Here is an 18,234-nt window from a genome sequence, read left to right on the forward strand (position 1 = left end):
GAGTTCCCCGGCAGTCGTTCATCCGGAGCCGGGCACCTCCGCGGCCAGCTCGGCCTGCACGGCTGTGGCCAGGCCAGTCAGCCAGGCCAGTGCGTCGAAGGAGCCGGTGGGAGAGCCGTCTCGGTTCCACACGGTCACGTCGAGGTCCGTCGGCACGGGGTCGGGCACGGGGATGGTGTCGGAGGTCAGTCGCCGGCCGCCGCCCCTGGCCGACAGACGGCGTACGGCGGCCACGAGTTCGGACGGGTCCTCGGGCAGCAGCGTGGCCGGCAGGCCGAGGCGGCCGGAGATGAGGGCGCGGCGGAAGGTGACGATGTCGGCCGGGCGGCCGTTGGTCAGTCGTTCGTCGAAGGTGCTGACGGCCACTGAGGAGTCGAAGCTGAGTCCGCGGCGCCACAGGTGGGTGCCGCCGGTGAGGGCGAAGGCGTCGTCGACCACCACGCTGGTGGCGTCCAGGTGGAGGGCTCGGCCCGGTCCCGTGGCGGGGGTGAAGACCGCCAGGCGGTCGCCCGCGACGGCGCGCAGGGCGTCGAGGGCCTGGCGTACGCCGTGGTCGCGGACGCGTTCCAGTTTCGCGGGCGCGCCGGGTGGGAGCCGGAGCGGGAGGCAGATGAGGACGCGCAGGACCTGGTTGGCGCTCACCCGGTCGACCAGGGTCTGCCAGACGTTGAGCGGGGCGGGGCCGCCCATCCCGTTCGGGTCGAGGGCGGGGGTTTCGAGGTAGACGAAGTCCTGGGCGTCGGCGAAGGCCGCCGCGAGCGCCGTCGCGGTCTCGCGGTAGCCGGTGTGCGTGCCGAACAGGCGGCGGCTGACCGCGCGCAGGACCGCTGCGGAGAGTTCGGGGGGAAGCGGCACACCGCGGGAGGTCAGCCAGGTGTGGGCGTCGTCGGCGGTGCCGTCGAACGGAAAGCCGACCAGGTGCATGGCCTCGGCCAGGGCGGGCTCCGCCTCGACGCCGAAGCCGACGGTCCGCAGGGTCGCCGCCCACGCGCTCGGCGACGTGGGCGCGGCCGGTACGGGGAGCGCGACCTCGGCGGCCGAGGCGAGCGCGGCCGTGGTCCCGGCGACGCGTTCGCGGAGGATCTCGAACAGCCCGGTCACGGCGGGGCCGCGCAGCCGGGCGCCGGTGCCGTGGCGTTCGTCGTCGGCGGGCGCGCCGGGGTGCCCGGTCTGGTGCGCGGGCAGTTCGTGGTGGGCGCCGAGCGGGCGTACCGCCGCGACGACGCCGGTGGCGGCGGCGGAGGTGAGCACGGCCGCCGCGACCTCGTCGCGGGCCTGGGTCGGCAGCGGCGCGCCGACCTGGACGAGCCGGGTGAGGCCGGTGCGCAGGATCCGGGTGCCGATCGCCTCGCCGCCGCGCCACCCCTTCCACGCCGGTTCGGTCAGCTGGACCACGTCGCCGCCGGTCAGCGCCGAGGAGACGGTCGCGCCGTTCCACTGGGCCGCCGGGACGATCACCAGCGCGGGCGGCGTGGTGAGAGCGACCAGCGTCACCCCGGAGGGCAGGGCCCCGGCGGGCACGCCGCCCGTGAAGGTCCGCCCGCTCTCGCAGGCGACGACGGGCCCGGTGACGGCGGCCAGGTCGAGGGGCGTGCCGCCGACCGGGGCCGGCCGCTCCAGCCGGACCTCGGGATAGCGGACGGCCCCGGCCGAGGTGACCAGCATGAGGTCCAGCCCCATCCGGTTCTCCGGCGCGACCACCCCGTCGGGCAGCCGGACGACGGCCCGGACGACCCCGGAGGCGTCCACCAGCCCACCGCCGCCCGCGCTCCGCCGGTGCACCCCTTCGGTCATGTCGAGGTACTGCGGCCACACCCGCAGCCAGGCCCCGGCCAGCGCCGGGCCGACGGTGGTCTGCACGAGGACGCGCTGCCCCACGACGGTGCCGCCGTCGTCGGTTCCGCCGCCGGTCAGCGCGGTCATGGTGACCGGGTGGGGAAGCGCGGCCGGAGCCGGGCCGGCGGGCAGGGCGGGCGCGGTCAGCGCGCCGGCGGCCCGGTCGAGGACGGGGGCGACGAGGGTCGCCGCTCCGGCGCCCAGCACGGCGACCAGTTCGGCCATGGCCGCCTCGGCGGTGGCGAGCAGCACGCCGGGTTCGGCCCGGTCGACGAGGGTGCGGGTGGAGGCCCGCTTCTGGGCGCCGGCCCGGCGCTGCGTCTCCGCGTCGGCCCCGGCCGGGGCGATCCTGGGCTGCCCGGTCAGGTGCCGTTCGACGTCGACGAGCGCCACGCGGACGAAGTCGCGGGTGACCCCGCCGACCGGGCCGTCCGGCCATAGGCCGACGGACGGCCCGTACGTCCCGCCGGGCAGGGCGGCCACCAGAGGCAGGGGCGCGGTGTCGGCGGTCCCGCCGGTCAGGGTGAACGCGGCGGCGGCGCTCTGCGTGCCGCGTACCCGGACCGGGCCGGTGCCCGTCACGTTGGTCGTGGTCAGCCGGGACAGCACCGCCTCGGCGGCGGGCGCGTCGGCGGGACCGGCGAGCTGGACGGTGAGCTGGGCGGCGGTGGTGGCGACGCGGGTGGCCGCGCCGGGGGCGAACAGGTTGGAGAAGGTCGTGGTCAGCCGGGTCCACCAGGCGGCCACCGCGCCGGGGTCGATCGAGCGGCCCCGGTCGTCGAAGGCGTACAGGGTCGCCGTCGCGCCGCTGGGGAAGACGAGCAGTTTCTGCGTGTGCCGCTTCAGGTCGGTCATGGGGTCGGCCGCGTTGCCGAGGACGCCGCCGGTGACGCTCAGGCCCACGTGCGCGGCCTCCTCGCCCGGCGAGGACAGAACGGGGATCGGCGGGTCGATCAGCGGCTTCAGCGTCGCGAGCGTGGTCACGGTGGCGGGCAGTTGCAGCGCGAACGTGCGGACCGGCGCGCGGGTCGGCGAACCGGTGGCCGCCGTCGAGCCGTCGGCGGCGGGGACGTCGGCGAGCAGGGCGGTCAGGCGCTGCTCGACCTCCGGCAGCAGGCGCAGCACGGCGACGACTCTTCCGGTGGTGAAGGGCGGCGTCCCGGCCGGTCCCCGCAGCGCGGCCAGGATCGGCGGCAGCGGGCCGGTGGCCACGGCCAGCGACAGCAGCCCGGTCGCGGGGGCCAGCCAGTCGGTCCCGGCCGGGATCGTCACCGGTACGCCCAGGTCGGCGCCGGGGACGGGCAGGGTGACGTCGGTGGAGAACCAGGGGCCGAGGAGCGGCGCCTCCAGGCCCAGCGTTCCGGGTTCGGGGACCAGCGCGGTCACGGTACCTCCTGTGGGTCGCTGGGCTGCGAGGCGCGGCCGATCGGGTCGGTGACGACCACCCGGTAGAGCGTCCCGGTGGCGCCGCCGGGATCGGGGACGTCGAACCAGCCGTCGGCCGGGCGGGGGTGTCCCGGCAGGGTGGTGAACAGCCGCAGCGCCTCGCCGGGCAGCGCGCGGTAGACGTCCACGACGTAACCGGCGGTGGCGCCGCCGGTCAGCGGGCCGGGATGACGGAACCTGACCCGCGCCCCGGCCGCCTCCGCGGTGACGGTCACGTCGGTGACGGCGGCGGGCGGGCCGGGCGGCATGATGTTCGCCGCGACCGCGGGCGAGGCGGCCGACCACTCCCCCGCCGGTCCGCCGCCGGGCGCGGGCGGCCCCTGCACCTCGGCCCGCCAGTGGTACCGCAGCCACGGCTTGAGCCCGGTGTCGACCACCGTGAACGGCACGGCGGGCAGGACGCCCTCGGCGACCACCGGCATCAGCGTGGTCTCGGTGGTCGCGGTGGCCCGCCGGATCCGGTAGCGCGCGGCCGGGGTCGGCCCGACCGGCACCGTGAGGGTGAGCCGGGCGGCGTCGGCGAGCGGCTCGACCTCGACGGACGGCATCGGCGGGACCAGCAGGTTGGGCACCGCCCTCGGCAGCAGCGGGCTGGTCCGGAAGTCGGCCTCCACGCTGGCCGGGCTGACCGAGACGATCCGGAACAGCGTCAGGACGGTCAGCGATCCGGACACGTCGTGGGTGAAGACCGCTTGGCCGCTCGCCGGGCGGAGCACCGGTTCGGCGGTGAGCTGCCGCCACCAGCGCCGGGGCAGCAGGTGCCGGTTCGCGTCCCAGACCGCGCCCCGCGCCGGGGCGTCCGGGGCCGCCCGCAGGGCGGCGAGCAGGGTGGCCGCCTGCGCGGCTGCGGGCGCCTGCCCGGCGTCCCCGGCGGCGACGACCCCGGCGGCGACGTCGGCCAGCTTGCCCCCGAGGGTGGACTCGTCGGCGACGAACACCCGGTAGGCGGCCTGCCCCGGCCCCGGCGTCCACCGCAGGGTCGCGCGGGCCCGCCCGGTGGCGTCGGGCCGGGCCGTGTACGCGAGGGTGGGCACGACGGTGACCCGCTCGGGCGGCCGGGGATCGTGGAAGGTGGCCTGTTTCGGCTCGGCCGGGTCGGAGTCGGCCCCGGCCGAGTCGGTCCACAGGGCCGTCACGGTCACCACGCCGGTCGCGGTCGGGGCCAGTGCCGGTCCGGGCACCTCGACGACCATCGTCTCCGCCGCCGTGATCGGGTGGACGGTCTGGACGCCGCCGACGACGAGCTTGAGGCTCTGGAGCAGCCGTCCCCCGGCGGGCAGGCCGGAGACCGGCGGCACCGAGACCTCGACACGCAGCGTCCCGGCGAGCGGACCGGCCTGCGGTGGCGTGGTGAGGGCTGGTGGCCGGACGGTCAGGGTGAACACGGGCCGGGGCGGGCGTGGCCGGTCGGCCCCGCTGAAGTCGGTGCGTTCGGCCTTCGACCAGCGCCCGAACCAGTCGGCCTGGGACAGTTGCCAGGTCCCGTCCTGTTCGCCGACGCCGCGTTCGGCCAGCAGGCCGCTGGTGGTGCCGTCGCGGGCGGTGAGTAGCAGCCGGCGTTCCGGCGGCAGTTCGGGGTTGCGCTCGGCGAGCGTCCCTCCGGCAGGCTGGGCCATCGCCGAGGCGAGCCCGGCCGCGGGGACCAGCCGGTCGAGGCCGATGACGAGTTCGCGTTCGGCGTTCGGCGCGGTCGTGGGCAGCCAGCCGCCCGGCACGGGGGCGGCCAGTTCGAGTGCGCCGGGCGGGTCGAGCGGATGTCCGGCGGTCACCGCGAGGATCATGTGCAGCCGGACGAACGGCCGGGTGTCCATCTGGCCGACGCGGTCGGCGTACTGCGCCAGCTCCGGGGCGCGCTGCGCGATCGCGTGCACGGCCGCCGCCCCGTCATGAACCTCGGGGCCGGGGTCGAGCCGCGCCTGCGCCAGCGCCGCCCAGTCGGGCGCGAACAGGCCCTCGACCAGGTAGGCCATGACGGTGCCGAGGGGCGGCGCGAGATCGTCCACGTCGAGGAAACCGAGCCAGCGGGCGATCCCCGGATCGACTGCGCCCTGGTAGAGGTCGATCAGTAGGGGCCGTTCGGAGCCGCCGAGGGTGTCGCCGTTCTCGTCCACGACCGCTTCGGTGGCCGACAGCAGCCACTGCGGCGCGGACAGGTCGTTGACGAGCCGGTCGAGGCTCTTCTCCGGTTCTGGGATCAGGGCCTTGACGCGGTCGTACTCCTTGGCGGGGTCGGCGTAGGGGCACGAGAAGGGGTCGGTCGCCGCGGGGTACTCGTGCATGCCGTAGCGCTGCGGGGCGCCGGTCTTGACGCGGCCCAGTCCCTGGTCCATGCCGTCGTCGGGGCCGGCGTAGCGGGCCCCGGACCGGGTGGGCAGCGGCGCGGTGCGGAACTTGTCGGTGCCGGTCACGACGTCGGCCGGGAGCCAGGCCAGACCCGAGACCACGCCCTTGCCGCTGACGACCACCCGCTCCAGATGGGAGGCGTACACGTGGTAGGGCGCGGCGCCGCGGCGGGCCACCGGCGCGTCGCCGTAGGGCGTGGCCACCACGCCCTCGACCAGCAGACCGGCCGGCCCGCTCTCGCTCCTGCCCTCCACCGAGGCCCAGCAGCAGACGTGGCCCGCCGGGAAGTAGGCGGTGACCGGGTTGTCGGGGGCCACGGTGAAGGGCGGGGTGAGGATTCTCCGCCGCGAGTCCACCCAGACGACGTCTCTGCGGGTGTAACCCTTGGCCTCCTGGCCGAGGGAGGTCCTGCTGACGGCCAGAGGCAGGACGGGCAGCCCGAGCAGCGGGCCGACCAGGACGCGGTAGTGGATTCCGGGGGTGAGGTGGGCGTCGCCCACCCCGTCGACGGCCTGGCCGGAGAAGGCCCAGGAAGGGCTGAGGGTCATGCTCCTGCCTCCATGCGCACCGATCGGGGGACGGCGAGGGCGAACCGGCGGCCGGTGACCGTGGTCGCGGTGACGGTCCCGGTCCGGCTCGTCACCGAGCGGGTGAGGGTGAGGGTGATCGTCTCCGCCGCCGGCACGGCGGTGGGGGCGGCCGGGGTGAGCAGTACCCGCGTCCCGGCCGTGTTGCGGCAGCGCGGGCTCAGCGGCACGCCACCGTAGTCGCAGGCGGTGACCGCCAAGGCGGTCCTGCCGGTCCGTACGACGGCCTCCGGTCCTTCGAGCAGCAGACCGGCGACCTGCCAGGTCCCGCCGGCGTTGAGCCACAGGACCGAGGTGCGGGCCCGGTCGGACAGCGGCCACGGGTCGAGCCCGGCGCCGCGCAGCAGCGTGTCGAGGTCGCCGTCGCCGACCGTGGGCGGACCTGGCGGGATCGCCGCCGTCACGACGGCGTCGGGTGCGATGAACGGTTCGGGCTCGGGCGCGGTGAACCCGAGCGCGGCCAGCAGTCCGGCCGGGCCGCGATGGCGGGAGGCCTGGAAGTGGGTGCGGGAGACGACGACCTGCTCGGCGTCCGGCTGGCCCGTCGGGGTGGCCATGAGCATGAGGTCGTACCAGGCGCCGGGGACCAGGTCGGCGTGGATCTCGCCGGTCGTGCCCCCGAGTGGCGGCTCCTCCAGGCAGGGCGCCTCGCGGATCGCCTCCAGGAACAGCCGCTGCCCGAGCGGGCGGTGGACGTCGAACAGCGGGCCCCAGGTGACCTCGGTCGGCTCGTCGGGGGCGTGGGCCTGCCCGGCCATGCTGCCCGGCGGCGGGTCGGTGCGGCGCAACCGCACCGCCAGCGTCCTGCCGTACCGCGCGGCAAGCTGGTCGCCGTGGTCGATCGCCAGGTGGACCAGGAGCGGGTCGTCGAGCAGGTGGGGCGCGGAGTGCGTCTCCGGCTCGAAGGCGATCAGGTAGCGCAGCAGGGAACGCGGGTCGAAGGCGCGCTCGTCGGTGAGTTCGGCGGGCGGGGCGCCGGTCGTGACGGCCGTCGCGGCGGTCTTGAACCGGTAGGACTGCGCCGGGCCGTCCTTCCAGCCGCCCGCCGGTGGCGTGGCCGGGGGCGCGGGCTGGGCGTCCGACTTCACCCAGCCCTGCCACTGCCAGGAGATCCGGACCGTGTAGCCGCGGCCGGGTTCCAGCAGGTGGCGGTGGGCCGGGACGGCCTGCGCGGCCCGCAGGTTGATCTGGTCGCGCAGGCCCATCAGGAAGGCGGCGTTGGCGTCGGCCTGGGCCGCCGCGGCGGCGCTCACCCCGCACAGCCGGACCAGGCCGACGCGGTCGGCGTCGTTGTCGCCCGTGCCCGGCCATTCGAGGACGCGGACCGCCGACCAGGTCGTCTTGGGCGGCGCGGTGTAGGCGACCAGCGCGCAGGAGCCCTCGCGGGTGCGGACCTCACGCAGCACCTTGGGGGTCCACTCCTGCTCCGGGCCCTCGACGGTGACGCCGAGCACGACCGGGAGCCGGCCGGTGTCGCCGCGGTCGGGATCCTCCTCCTTCGGCGGGCGTTCGCGGAAGTCGCGGCAGACCACCAGCAAGAGCTCGCCGTCGGTCAGGTCGGGGACGAGCCGGGCGTGCAGTTCGCTGCTGCGGACGGTGAAGCCGTGGCGGGTGGCCGTCGCGAGCCACCACACCTCGTCCTCGAACGGGCCCGGGCCCACCCGGCCGGGGGTCAGCGCCTCCCCCTTGGCGGCCAGTCTCGGCAGCGCGGTGGCGATCGGCAGCCCGTACAGGAGCTCCTGACCCTCGGCGGCGAAGCGCGAGGGGAACGGCGGCGAGCCCGGGTCGGGGGTGGTGAAGCGGACCGTGTCCGGGCCGGTGCGGACACCGCCCTTGCCCGGCGCGCAGTTCGAGCGGGGCCGGGGCGGCGGGTCGCACAGCCGGCCGGGGGTCTGCGACGGGTCGGCGTCGGTGCCCGCGCCGCCGTCGGCCAGCCAGTACGTCCACGGCGCCGGATCCCAGGCCAGCAACGCCAGGAACATCCCCTCGGACTCCGAGACCGCGACGTCTCCCTCGGCCAGGACGCCCGGCCGGTGGGTGGGCAGCCACCATCCGGAGTCGAGCGGGCCGGGCAGCGCGGCCCCGCCGTCGGGGATGATCTCGACACGGGTCAGCCGGTAGGCGTACTTCAGCTCGCTGGTCCCCGACCAGAGAGGCCCGGCAGGGCCGGGACCGGGGTTGAACGCGCTCCCGGCCAGCGCGACCGCGACGTGGTGGGTGAACTCGATCACCGGCACGGTGTCGGGCCAGACCGTCTGCTCGGGCCCCGGCGCACCGGTGGCAGCGGTCGCGGTGGTGAACCCGCGCCGGTCGGTGAGCGAGACCTTGCCGATCGGCGGTGGCGGCGGCGGGGCCTTGGGCGTGATCGGGTCGCCGATGTCGATGCCCACACAGCCCTTGATGGAGAAGAAGAACATCGACACCGAGCCGCAGAACCGGCCCTTGAGGTTGACCTTGAGTACGCCGTTGTCCTCCCAGACGGTCGCCACGATCTCACCCGTGGCCGCGACCTTCACCACGACCAGGCTGAGCTCACCCTTGACGAAGATGCCGCCCTTGAGCAGGAACGGGTTGGTGCCGAAGCCCACGAGCAGCTTGGCCGAGGCGGTCAGCTTGATCGGCCCCGCCGCCCACTTGATCTGCCAGCCCGCGCCGAACCCGACCGAGAAGCCGTCGAAGTTGAAGTCGGGGTTGCCGCCCAGCCGGTGGAGCCTGCGCTGCTCGACCATGAGGTAGGCGAAGGCGGAGGCGTTGAGCGTGCCGGGCAGCAGCTTGATCGTCACGGGGTCGCCGGGACGGTTCTCGCTCACCACGCCGTCGGAGCCGATCCGCAGGTAGGCGTCCTTCTTCGGGACGCTCGGATAGGGGAAGTAGCCGTCGATCGGCACCAGCAGTTCCAGCACCTTGGGGATGGTGTAGCGGCCCCGGACGCCGATCAGGACCGCCTCGTCGTCGACCGCGATCAGGCCGACGATGTTCAGGCTCGGGCTGGGCGGGTCGCCCTTGGCGCTGGGCTTGGCCGGGGGCTTCCTGATGAGCTTGGCGTCGATGCCGAAGATCACGGCGGGGTCGGGGAAGGCGACGACGAACATGCCGGTGGCGTTGAAGGTGAACGCGGTGTCCGGGAGCGTGCCGACGATCATGCCGAGGCCGACCGCCCACTGGCCGCGCGCCGGGGCGAACTTGCTCTCGGCTGGAACGTTCCGGTACCAGGCCAGCTCACGGCCCACCGGGTCGTTGGGGAAGCCCGAGGGCAGCGCGCGGGCGCCGTTGGCGACGAACTGGCCGATGAACCCGAACACGCCGAGCCCCGTCGCGCCGAGCGGGATGCCGACCGGCAGCAGCAGACCGAGCGAGATCGACACGAAGTCGGTGGCCGGGTCGAAGGCGAGCGTGCCCATGGCCTTCACACCGACGCTGACCAGTTCGAGCTCCAGCGCCGCCTGGAACGCGCCGCCGTCGCCGACGACCAGACGGCCCTCGCCGCGCAGCACGCCCGGGATGTCCACCCCGACCGCCAGGCCGCGCAGTTCCGCCGAGATCCCGTCGTCGCCGAACACGAACCGGACCGTCGCCCCCTGCACCGAGACGATGCCCAGGTCCAGCGCGAACTCCAGGTCCAGCTCGAACCACGACGACCCGAACCCGGCCCTGGTCCCGGTCACCTGGAGGAGCTGCCCGAGCGGGCCGTCGATCTGCCAGCGGCCCGGATCGGCCAGTTCGAACGACGCGTCGTCGTAGACGAGGGCGACCTTCTCGTACCACTCGGTCTTGGCGTCGTCGAACTCCAGGCCCACCTTCTTGTAGCGGACCTTGAGCGTCGAGTCCTTGGTACGGGCCCTCCCGAGGCCGCCCGCGTCGAGGTCGAGTTCGAGGGAGGCGGTGTAGTCCAGCAGCACCCGGGTCCGGAAGCCCGTGATGTCGGTGAGGCCGCGCTGGCGGTGCTCGACCTCCGCCGAGTGGATGACGACCTCACCGCTCTCGGCCACGGTGGCCAGCGCCCCGGCGGCCACGGCGAGCGCGGCCAGCCGCACGGCCTGGCCGTCCACGCCGGCCGCGCCGATCCCGGCCAGCAGCGCCGGGGCCAGTGCCAGCGCGACGGCGAGGAACTCGGAGTCGACGGCGGCCAGGCCCTGGGGGTCCCCTGAGGAGGCGATGCCCAGCGAGAAGACGGTCTGCCCGGACCGGGAGTCGTGGGTCCAGCGGCCGGTCAGCGTGTAGACCTCGGTCGACGGCTGCCCCTTGGGTTCGGACGGGGCGCGGACCGGCAGGTTCGCCTCGCCGCCGCCGGGCGCCGGCATGGTGACGACGTTCGTCGTGGCCCACTGGAAGGTGAACTCGGCCTGGGTCGGGATGGCGTCGGCCCACGCGGTGACGGTGGGCGAGTCCCAGCGGACGAGCAGCCGGACGAGCCAGGCCAGGCGGGGGTCGCGCGGCGGCGCCGGGGTCACCTCGGTGACGTCGGCGCCGGGCAGGTAGGCGCGGCGCAGGTCGGGGGCGTGTTCCTGGGTGTCGGTGGGCTGCGTCTGACCGGCCGGGTCGGCTCCGGCGGGCGGGGTGTAGGTGCCGCCGACCGCGTAGACGTCGATCCTGCGGTAGCGCTCGCGGGTCTCGTTGGTGACCGTCTGACCCCAGGAGCCGCGTTCCTGCGCCGAGTGTTCCTCTTTGATGAGGTGGGCGGCGGCCTTCTCGTCGTCGGTCAGGCCGGGGATCGCGTTCTGCGCCTGCTCCATGGCCTGGGACGGCGGGTCCTGTTCGCCGCGCGCGTGCACCGTGCCGAGACCGGAGAGCCAGCCGGCCACCGCGTTGGCCCGGTTGCGGGCGAGCACCTTGTTCGTCGCGTCGGCGCCGATGTCGCAGGCGCGGCCGATGACGACGAAGGTCGCGTTCTGGAAGAACCCCGCCCATCCTCGGATGGCCTCCCGGCCGGGGTCCTCCTGGTCGCGGGGCAGGTACTCGTTGAACACCGTCGGATCGCTGGTCTCGAACTCGAACAGGATCCGCAGCCGCCGGATCTCCTTCTCCTCGACCGGCGGCGGAGGCGTCTCGGGCTTGGTCCCGCTGCCCAGCTCGACGGTCACCTCGGCCAGCCCGCCGTCGGGCACGGTCACCGTGTTCCCGTCGAAGGTCGCCCGCTCCGGGAGCGGCGTCAGCGCGGCGTCCTTGAGGAACCCGCTCAGCCGGTACGTCTGCTCGACCGCCCGTACCTGCACGGGGTTGCCCGCGCCGTCGAACACGCCCTGCGCGGTGCCGACGAGGAGACGGCCCTCGCTCAGCACGTCGACCCTGATCCGGCGGGTGCGCCTGTCCGGATCGGTGACCACGATGTAGCTGGTGCCCGGCTCCTCGCTCGGGAGGAGCGAGAAATCGGGTCCGGTACGGGTGTGGGCGTCGGTCCCCTCGCCGTGCCGCCACTTCAGCCGGGCCGCGTCGGCCGGATTGAGCGCCGACTCGAACTCCAGCAGCCGCAGCGCGTCGGCCGTACCGGAGACGAACACCACGTTCGCGAGATCCACCGACCCGACGTGCACGTTCACCTTGGCCGGGTGTCGGACCGCCGGCTCCGACTGGACGAAGGTGTAAGCCGTCGGCGCGTCGCTCACGCGTTCCCCGTCGACCTCTTCCGAGAACGTTCCATTCATGGTCTCGCCCACCGAGGTGGTGAACCAGCCGGAGTCGTTCGCGTTCACCCGCGTGCCGTCGGGGAGGGTCCAGACCATCCTCGGCTGGGTCGCCGCGCCGACCGCCGACGGGTTGAGCTTGGCGCGCATCCTGCCGGTGGCGGGCGTACCCGTCAGGAACGGCACGGTGAGTTCGCGGCCCGTCCCCTGCACCGGCCGGGCCTGTTCCGCTCCCGCGAAATCCTGGAGGAAGTCGACGGCGGCGGCGTTGATCGGCGTCCGGCCCAGCTCGACCTGGATCTCCCCCTGCAACCCGGCCGGGCTGCCGAGCAGCACGTCGCGGACACCGATGTTGACCTTGTCCACGAGCGGCGTGTTCGGCGGCAGGAACAGCGTCGCCTCCGCGATCGAGATGCCCTGCCAGCCGGGCGTCTGCCCGCGCGCCACGATCTCGGGCGGGGTGACCTGCGTGGAGGCGTCGAAGACCAGGCGGTCGACGGTCATCCCGATGTCGGACCCGCCGATGAAGAAGCTCACCGGGTCGAACGTGAGCCGGTAGACCGCGCCCGACGGCGCATCGGGATCGAACGGGTCAGGCCAGTCGACGAACCGGACCACTTCCCCCGAACCGCTCAGGTCGATCCGGACCACACCGGAGCCGACGATCCGCACCCCGCTGCGCGCCGGATCGGGCAGCAGATGCGCGGCCACGGCCGGAGCCGAGGGAACCAGCGTCGCCGGCCGCAACCCCGGCACCTTGATCGCGATGCGGTCGACCACCAGATCCAGGAAGACCGCGTCGCCCGCGGGTTCCAGATTCTGCCCCGCGCTTCGCTGAGCCCGCTTGCGCACCAGGTGGAACGGTAGGCCGGTGTTGAGGCCGGGCACCTCGACGTCCCAGTTGCGCAGCGCGGGGAAACCCAGATCGGCCAGCGGCTGGATCACCCCGGAATGGGTGATCGCGCCCGCGCTGGTGGTCGCCCGGTGGGAGACGACGGCGAGGTTCTCCAGTCGCGCGGCGAGCGCGGCCGGGATCAGAGCTCCCGCGCCGGCGAAGGGCGCGGCCAAATCGAGAAGGGAAATCCCGCGTTTTGCCATAGCCTGACCCCCGTAGTGGTGACAAGCCCCGATGCCCAGGATGGGCAGCCCTCGCAATTTGAAGTCTTTTTCCTGCGGATGGCAATAGTTCGGACCGCTTCCTCCGCTCTGGTGCGCCGCCAGTGGCCCTCTCCAGTGCCGCTGCCTCGCGATTCGGCCGCGCGGCGGCAGAACTGATTGTTCCGAATACCGCTTGGGAGCGACGAATCCGGAGCTCCATCTCGTGGGCGCGATTGATGAAGGCCGAAATGGAGCCCGGGGAAGCTATTGGCATCACGGAATGCCTTGCAGCCGCCGGGGTCGCTCACGCGTGAGGTTCAGGGCCCGTTCCGTGACACACCACGGATGGCCGTCTCGCGATCAGCAGCCTGCGGAGTTCTGGTCGAGCTCGGCCGGGAACCTCTCGGCCCGGCGGGTCGAGCAGGGTCGCCCGCAGAAATGTCGCGTCCCGCCAGTGAACTCCCGTCAACAGCCTCACTATGGTTCCGGAATTCGATGGGCAATGTCGCCGAGAGCCACAACTTTGTGATCTTTCAATGGCATCGGCGGCCCATTAGCGTGGGGCAGGCCGCGCGAAGGGAGCCGTTGATGTCCGGAAACCTCGATCTCGATCCCGATGTGATGACCGCATACTCCAATGTGGTGGAATACCTGGAGTCCAGCTATGTGATCTACCGGATCGACGAGGCCGAATCGGTCATCATCCCGGAGAACGACGGGTCGCAAGACGACGAGGACTCGGAGGACGGCGAGCCCGATCCCCGGACCTTCGACGATTTCCTGGCCGCGCTGCCCGCCGACGAATGCCGGTGGGGTCTGTGCGCGATGGACCTCGGTTCGTACGGCAGCCTGTGCAGTTTCGAGCCTGTCTTGTTCACCTGGCTGCCCGAAACCGCCCCCGCGGCCCAGAGGAAACTCTACGAGGAGTCCACGGCGATTCTCACGCGGGCGTTCGACCGGGTGCTGGTGTTCCACACGGCCACCGACCACGCCGCCCTGTCGAATGGGGCGGTGCTCGACCGGCTGGTGGCCGCCGGGCCGTCACGCGGACTGCCCGTCCCCGACCGGGCGGTCTCCGTCGACCGGCTCGCCCCGAAGACGGGGCAGTTGCTCATGCAGATCCGCGACGAGGCCGGATCGGAGACCGCGACGGCGACCTACGGGCACGTCATCTTCAAGATCAATCGGTTCTTCACGCTCGACGTGGCCCAGACCGGTGACCCCGCCGCACCCTACGACGAGTTTCTCGCGGGCCTGCCCGCCGACGACTGCCGCTGGGGTCTCTACACCCTGGACATCCGAGACCTGGGCTCGGATTCCCACCCCACCCTCACCTTCTTCTTCACCTGGATTCCCGGCGCCGCTCCGGAGAAGACGAGAAGCCTTTATTACAGCGGCAGCGACGGAACCGCCATGGGAGCTTACGAGGCCAGCTTCACCCCCACGGGAATCATGAGGGACAAGGTCGAGGTGATCGCCGAATATTACCTGGGCGATGTCTCCGACCATTCCGCGGTGTCCCGTGACGCGTTGTGGGAAAAGGCCCGCCGAATGTTCAAGCCGACCGAGGCCGAGCAGGAGTGGGACAAGTGGGAGGAGAAGAAAGTGATGCAGGAGGCGAGGGACGCGGAGCAGGAAGCCCACATCAGGCAGGCTGAGGCGGAGGAGGGCGGTATCTACTACTAGCCTCGATCCTTCGCCCCTGGGAGATCGTCGCATGACTTGATCAACCGAATCCGCGGGTCGGAACGTCTAGGGACAGATGTGCCGACAGGGAGCGCAGGAAGTCGAAGGCGTCGAAGGCCGCACCCGCGGACGCCACGCCGGTCGCCTTCGTGCGCCCGGTGAGGATGCGCTCGACGGCCTCGACCGCGAGCGGCGCCGTGATGGCGTAGATGTCCTGGCCGGTGGCGGCGATCCGGCGTTCCTCGTCGCCGGAGCGGACCAGGACGTCGACGACGAAGGTCTGCGCGGACCGCCCGCGCCCGTCGACGGCGGCCGGCGGCCGGGCGCCGGGAGCCGACAGGTCGGCGGCCGCCTTGACGGTCATGTACGTGCGCACCTCCGGCACATCCAGGTGACTGGGCACCGTGACGGCGTCGGCCATGGTGAACTCCCCGAAGACGTTCTGGGGGCCGAGCGGGGCGGGGAAGGACCACTCCAGGGTCGGCCGCGCGCCATCGTGATACTCCAGGCGTCCGCCGGTGAACCGGACGCGGCGGCCACCCCGTCGCCGGTCGGAGACCACGCCGGAGGCGAGCGTCCCGGCCGTGGGGTGCCAGCTGCTCAGGCCGTAAGCGATGTGCACCTCGTCAGCAGCCGTCCAGCCGCCCATCGCGGTGGTGACCAGCAAGTCGCCGAGGCCGCCGTAGAAGGCCATCGCCGGGACCACCAGCGTGCCGGCGGCGCGCTCGGCGAAGTCGGTGAACGTGTCGAGGTTCGCCTCCAGTTCGGCGGCCACGTCGACGTAGGGGATGCCTGCCCGCAGCGCCGCCTCGATGACCGGGCCGGCGGTCGCGGCGAAGGGGCCGGCGCAGTTGATCACGGCGGCCGCGCCGTCCAGCGCGCGGTCGAGCGAGGCCGGATCCTCCGCCGACGCCTCCCGTGCTCGCAGGCCGGGCTCCGCCTGCGCCCGCAGCCTGGCGGGGTCGCGGCCGAGCAGGAGCGGGACGTACCCGCGTTCACACAACTCCGCGACCACGAACCGCCCGGTGTGCCCGTAGGCGCCGAACACCGCCACATTCTGCTTCGTTTCCATGTCTGCTCCTGGGTGTCGTCGTCAGTTGGTGATCCTGTCGCCGCCGGATCCGAGCGGCCAGTGTCGGAAACGACGTGATCCGTACAATTCCCGACATGAGTTCGTTTTCGCGGTCCGTCGCGGTCGCCGCCACCGACGGGATGCTGCACTTCGAGCTGGCCTTGGCCGCCGAGGTGTTCGGCTCCGCGCCCGACGCTCTGCCCGGCCCCTGGTACGAGGTCAGCGTGTGCGGCACCGGTCCCGTCCGCGTCGGCCGGTTCCTGCTGGAGCCCGACCGCGGCCTCGACTGGCTGGTGCGGGCCGGCACCGTGATCGTCCCCGCGCTGACGGACGTGGGGCAGGACCCGCCGGCCGACCTGGTCGAGGCGGTGCGGGCGGCTCACGCGTCGGGTGCGCGCGTGGTCTCGTTGTGTACGGGCGTATTCGTGCTCGCCGCGGCCGGTCTGCTCGACGGCCTGCGGGCGACCACCCACTGGGCCCACACCGGGGAACTGGCCGCGCGCTTTCCCCGGGTGAAGGTCGACCCGGACGTGCTCTACGTCGACAACGGCAGGGTGCTCACCTCGGCGGGCAAGGCCGCGGCGATGGACCTGTGCCTGCATCTGGTCCGCCGCGACCACGGGTCGGCGGTCGCCAACCTCGTCGCCCGCCGCCTGGTCGTGCCGCCCCACCGGGCCGGCGGCCAGGCCCAGTTCGTCAGCACGCCGGTCCCCGCCCACGACGGCCATCCCCTGGCCGAACTGCTCACCTGGGTGATGCGACGGCTGGACCAGCAGCTCACCGTGGAGGATCTGGCCCGCCAGGCGAACATGAGCTCGCGCCACCTGGCCCGGCACTTCCGCCTGATCACGGGCACCACCCCGTTGCAGTGGCTGCTGACGCAGCGGATCCGCCGCGCCCAGGAACTGCTGGAGACCACCGACGACAGCGTCGAGGCCATCGCCTCGGCGGCGGGCATGGGAACGGCGACGACCCTGCGCCGCCACTTCCACCGCACGGTCGGCGTGCCACCGGACCTGTACCGGCGCACCTTCCGCGCCTGAACCGCCGCCGCGCATTCGATCGTGGCGTGCGGGCGCTGGCCGAGCGGCGGCGACATGGACGGGCGGATGGATCCTGTGCAAGGATCCGGCGCGCCCGCAATGCCCCGGATGCCACCGGCGAGGGAAGAGGCGCTGACGCCGAACCGCCTGCGCCCCGCCTGACCCCGCACGGCACAGGCGGAGTCTGGTCACCATCCACCACCCGCCATAGGCGCCTCGGACCCTTGCGCCAAGTGAGCAGTGGTCAGGGGCTGAAGCATCCAGTACCGCCGGGGATCAGTCGGTCGAAGTCAGTTGGGCTGACCGGTTCCCGCAGCGCGGCAGCGGCCTGGTCGTCGACCACGACACGGTTTCAACGTCCGGGCTTGACCTGGGGGAACTCCTTCCAGGGCCGGTCGAGCACGGGCGACGGGCGGCCGTGCAGGAACTTGGTGAAGAAGGCCGAGGTCAGCCTGGTCACGATGCGCTGGCTGGTGCGGTCGCCGATGTCGCCGAAGACCGTGCGCCACGTCTCCGGGTCCTTCGGCTTGATCTGCTTGTCCAGGCCCCACTTGCGGACGCTGCCGCCGAGGTCGATGAACCGGTAGTGGCCCGCGTCGGTCAGGCGGTACCAGCGGTGCCAGCCGGTCAGCTTGGGCAGGAACGTCCCCCATGAGGGGTCCTGTCTCCGGTCGTGGTAGCTGCTGCCCAGGACGAGGAACGGCTTGTCGAGGCCCGTTCTCGCCGTCGGGCCGATGACGAACCCGTCGAGGTTCACGCCCGCGACGAACCGCTTGTCGGACCGCATCACGGCCGCCGTGGTGCCGCCGCCGAAGGAGTGGCCGTACATGCCGACCTTCGCGGTGTCCATCGACAGGCCCGCGGGCGCGATGGAGGGAAGCCGGTCCAGCACCCAGCGGGTGTCGGCGACGCGGACCGCGAGCAGCCGGTTGAGGATCGCCTGGTTGGCCTTGGAGAACGGGTCGCCGCCCGCCAGGCAGAATTTGGGGTCGCTGGTCTTCACGACCCGGCCGCCGGGGAACTCGACGGCGGGTGACTCGTGCGTGCCGCCCAGGGCGACCACCACGAAACCCATGCTGGCCAGCTGCTCGTTCACCGAGGTGTTGTCGGTACGTGAGGCGCACAGCCCGTGGTGGTAGAAGATCACCCGGTGGCGTCCGGGAGCGGGTGCGGCGCCCAGGCGGCTGTGGGTGGTGGCGGTGAACGCCCCGGCGGGGACCGGATAGGTCTGCTGGAGCGCCGCGGCCTCGCCGGGCGGGGCGTAGGGGGCCAGGGGTTTCTTCGAGCCCGGCCGGGCCGGGTACCAAAGCTGGACCATGACCTCACGGGGCGCGCTCTTCGGGTCGAGCGGGTCGAGGCGGTGCGGGTCGGTGAGGTGGACGAGGGTCGTCCCGGTCGGCAGCGGGCCGGTCGGACGGGCCAGCGTGATCGCCGCCGGGGCCGGCATGAGAGTGGCGGCGACGATCAGGGACAGAGCTCCGTGCACGTCGATCATCTCCTGC

General features: G+C 73.2%; 7 protein-coding genes. 2 read left to right on the plus strand and 5 right to left on the minus strand.

Annotated features, from left to right (window positions below):
• Positions 1 to 18: 18 nt before the first annotated feature.
• Genes AW270_RS25050 through AW270_RS25060 form a run of 3 tightly spaced genes read right to left on the minus strand, consistent with a single transcriptional unit; the run spans position 19 to position 12,901 of the window.
• Positions 19 to 3,222, minus strand: a complete 3,204-nt coding sequence (locus AW270_RS25050) for a phospholipase D-like domain-containing protein (protein ID WP_061298046.1) — start codon at positions 3,220 to 3,222, stop codon at positions 19 to 21.
• Positions 3,219 to 6,173, minus strand: a complete 2,955-nt coding sequence (locus tag AW270_RS25055; RefSeq protein WP_061298049.1) for a hypothetical protein — start codon at positions 6,171 to 6,173, stop codon at positions 3,219 to 3,221. Before AW270_RS25055 ends, AW270_RS25050 begins: the two co-directional genes overlap by 4 nt.
• Positions 6,170 to 12,901 (minus strand): OmpA family protein, encoded by a 6,732-nt coding sequence (locus AW270_RS25060; protein WP_061298051.1) that lies wholly within the window; start codon positions 12,899 to 12,901, stop codon positions 6,170 to 6,172. The genes AW270_RS25055 and AW270_RS25060 overlap by 4 nt, the downstream gene beginning before the upstream one ends.
• 525 nt (positions 12,902 to 13,426) lie before the next feature.
• On the opposite strand from AW270_RS25060, the gene AW270_RS25065 reads away from it, so the two are divergent.
• A complete protein-coding gene (locus AW270_RS25065) occupies positions 13,427 to 14,617 on the plus strand; it encodes a cofilin family protein (RefSeq protein ID WP_169807376.1) in 1,191 nt (396 codons plus the stop codon).
• A 40-nt stretch (positions 14,618 to 14,657) separates the two neighbouring features.
• Here the strand turns inward: AW270_RS25065 and AW270_RS25070 are convergent, their stop codons facing one another.
• On the minus strand, positions 14,658 to 15,689 hold the full coding sequence (locus AW270_RS25070) for an NAD(P)H-binding protein (RefSeq protein ID WP_061298055.1): 1,032 nt from the start codon (positions 15,687 to 15,689) through the stop codon (positions 14,658 to 14,660).
• Between the two features lie 95 nt (positions 15,690 to 15,784).
• Between AW270_RS25070 and AW270_RS25075 the strand changes: the two genes are divergently transcribed.
• On the plus strand, positions 15,785 to 16,732 hold the full coding sequence (locus AW270_RS25075; RefSeq protein ID WP_061298058.1) for a helix-turn-helix domain-containing protein: 948 nt from the start codon (positions 15,785 to 15,787) through the stop codon (positions 16,730 to 16,732).
• Positions 16,733 to 17,084: 352 nt separating this feature from the next.
• On the opposite strand, the gene AW270_RS25080 is transcribed toward AW270_RS25075, so the two are convergent.
• Positions 17,085 to 18,227 carry an alpha/beta hydrolase family protein gene (locus AW270_RS25080; protein WP_061298059.1) on the minus strand — a complete coding sequence of 381 codons (1,143 nt, stop codon included), beginning with the start codon at positions 18,225 to 18,227 and terminating at the stop codon, positions 17,085 to 17,087.
• Positions 18,228 to 18,234 lie beyond the last annotated feature (7 nt).

The sequence above is a fragment of the Herbidospora cretacea genome, assembly GCF_001570605.1.
Lineage (GTDB): Bacteria > Actinomycetota > Actinomycetes > Streptosporangiales > Streptosporangiaceae > Herbidospora > Herbidospora cretacea.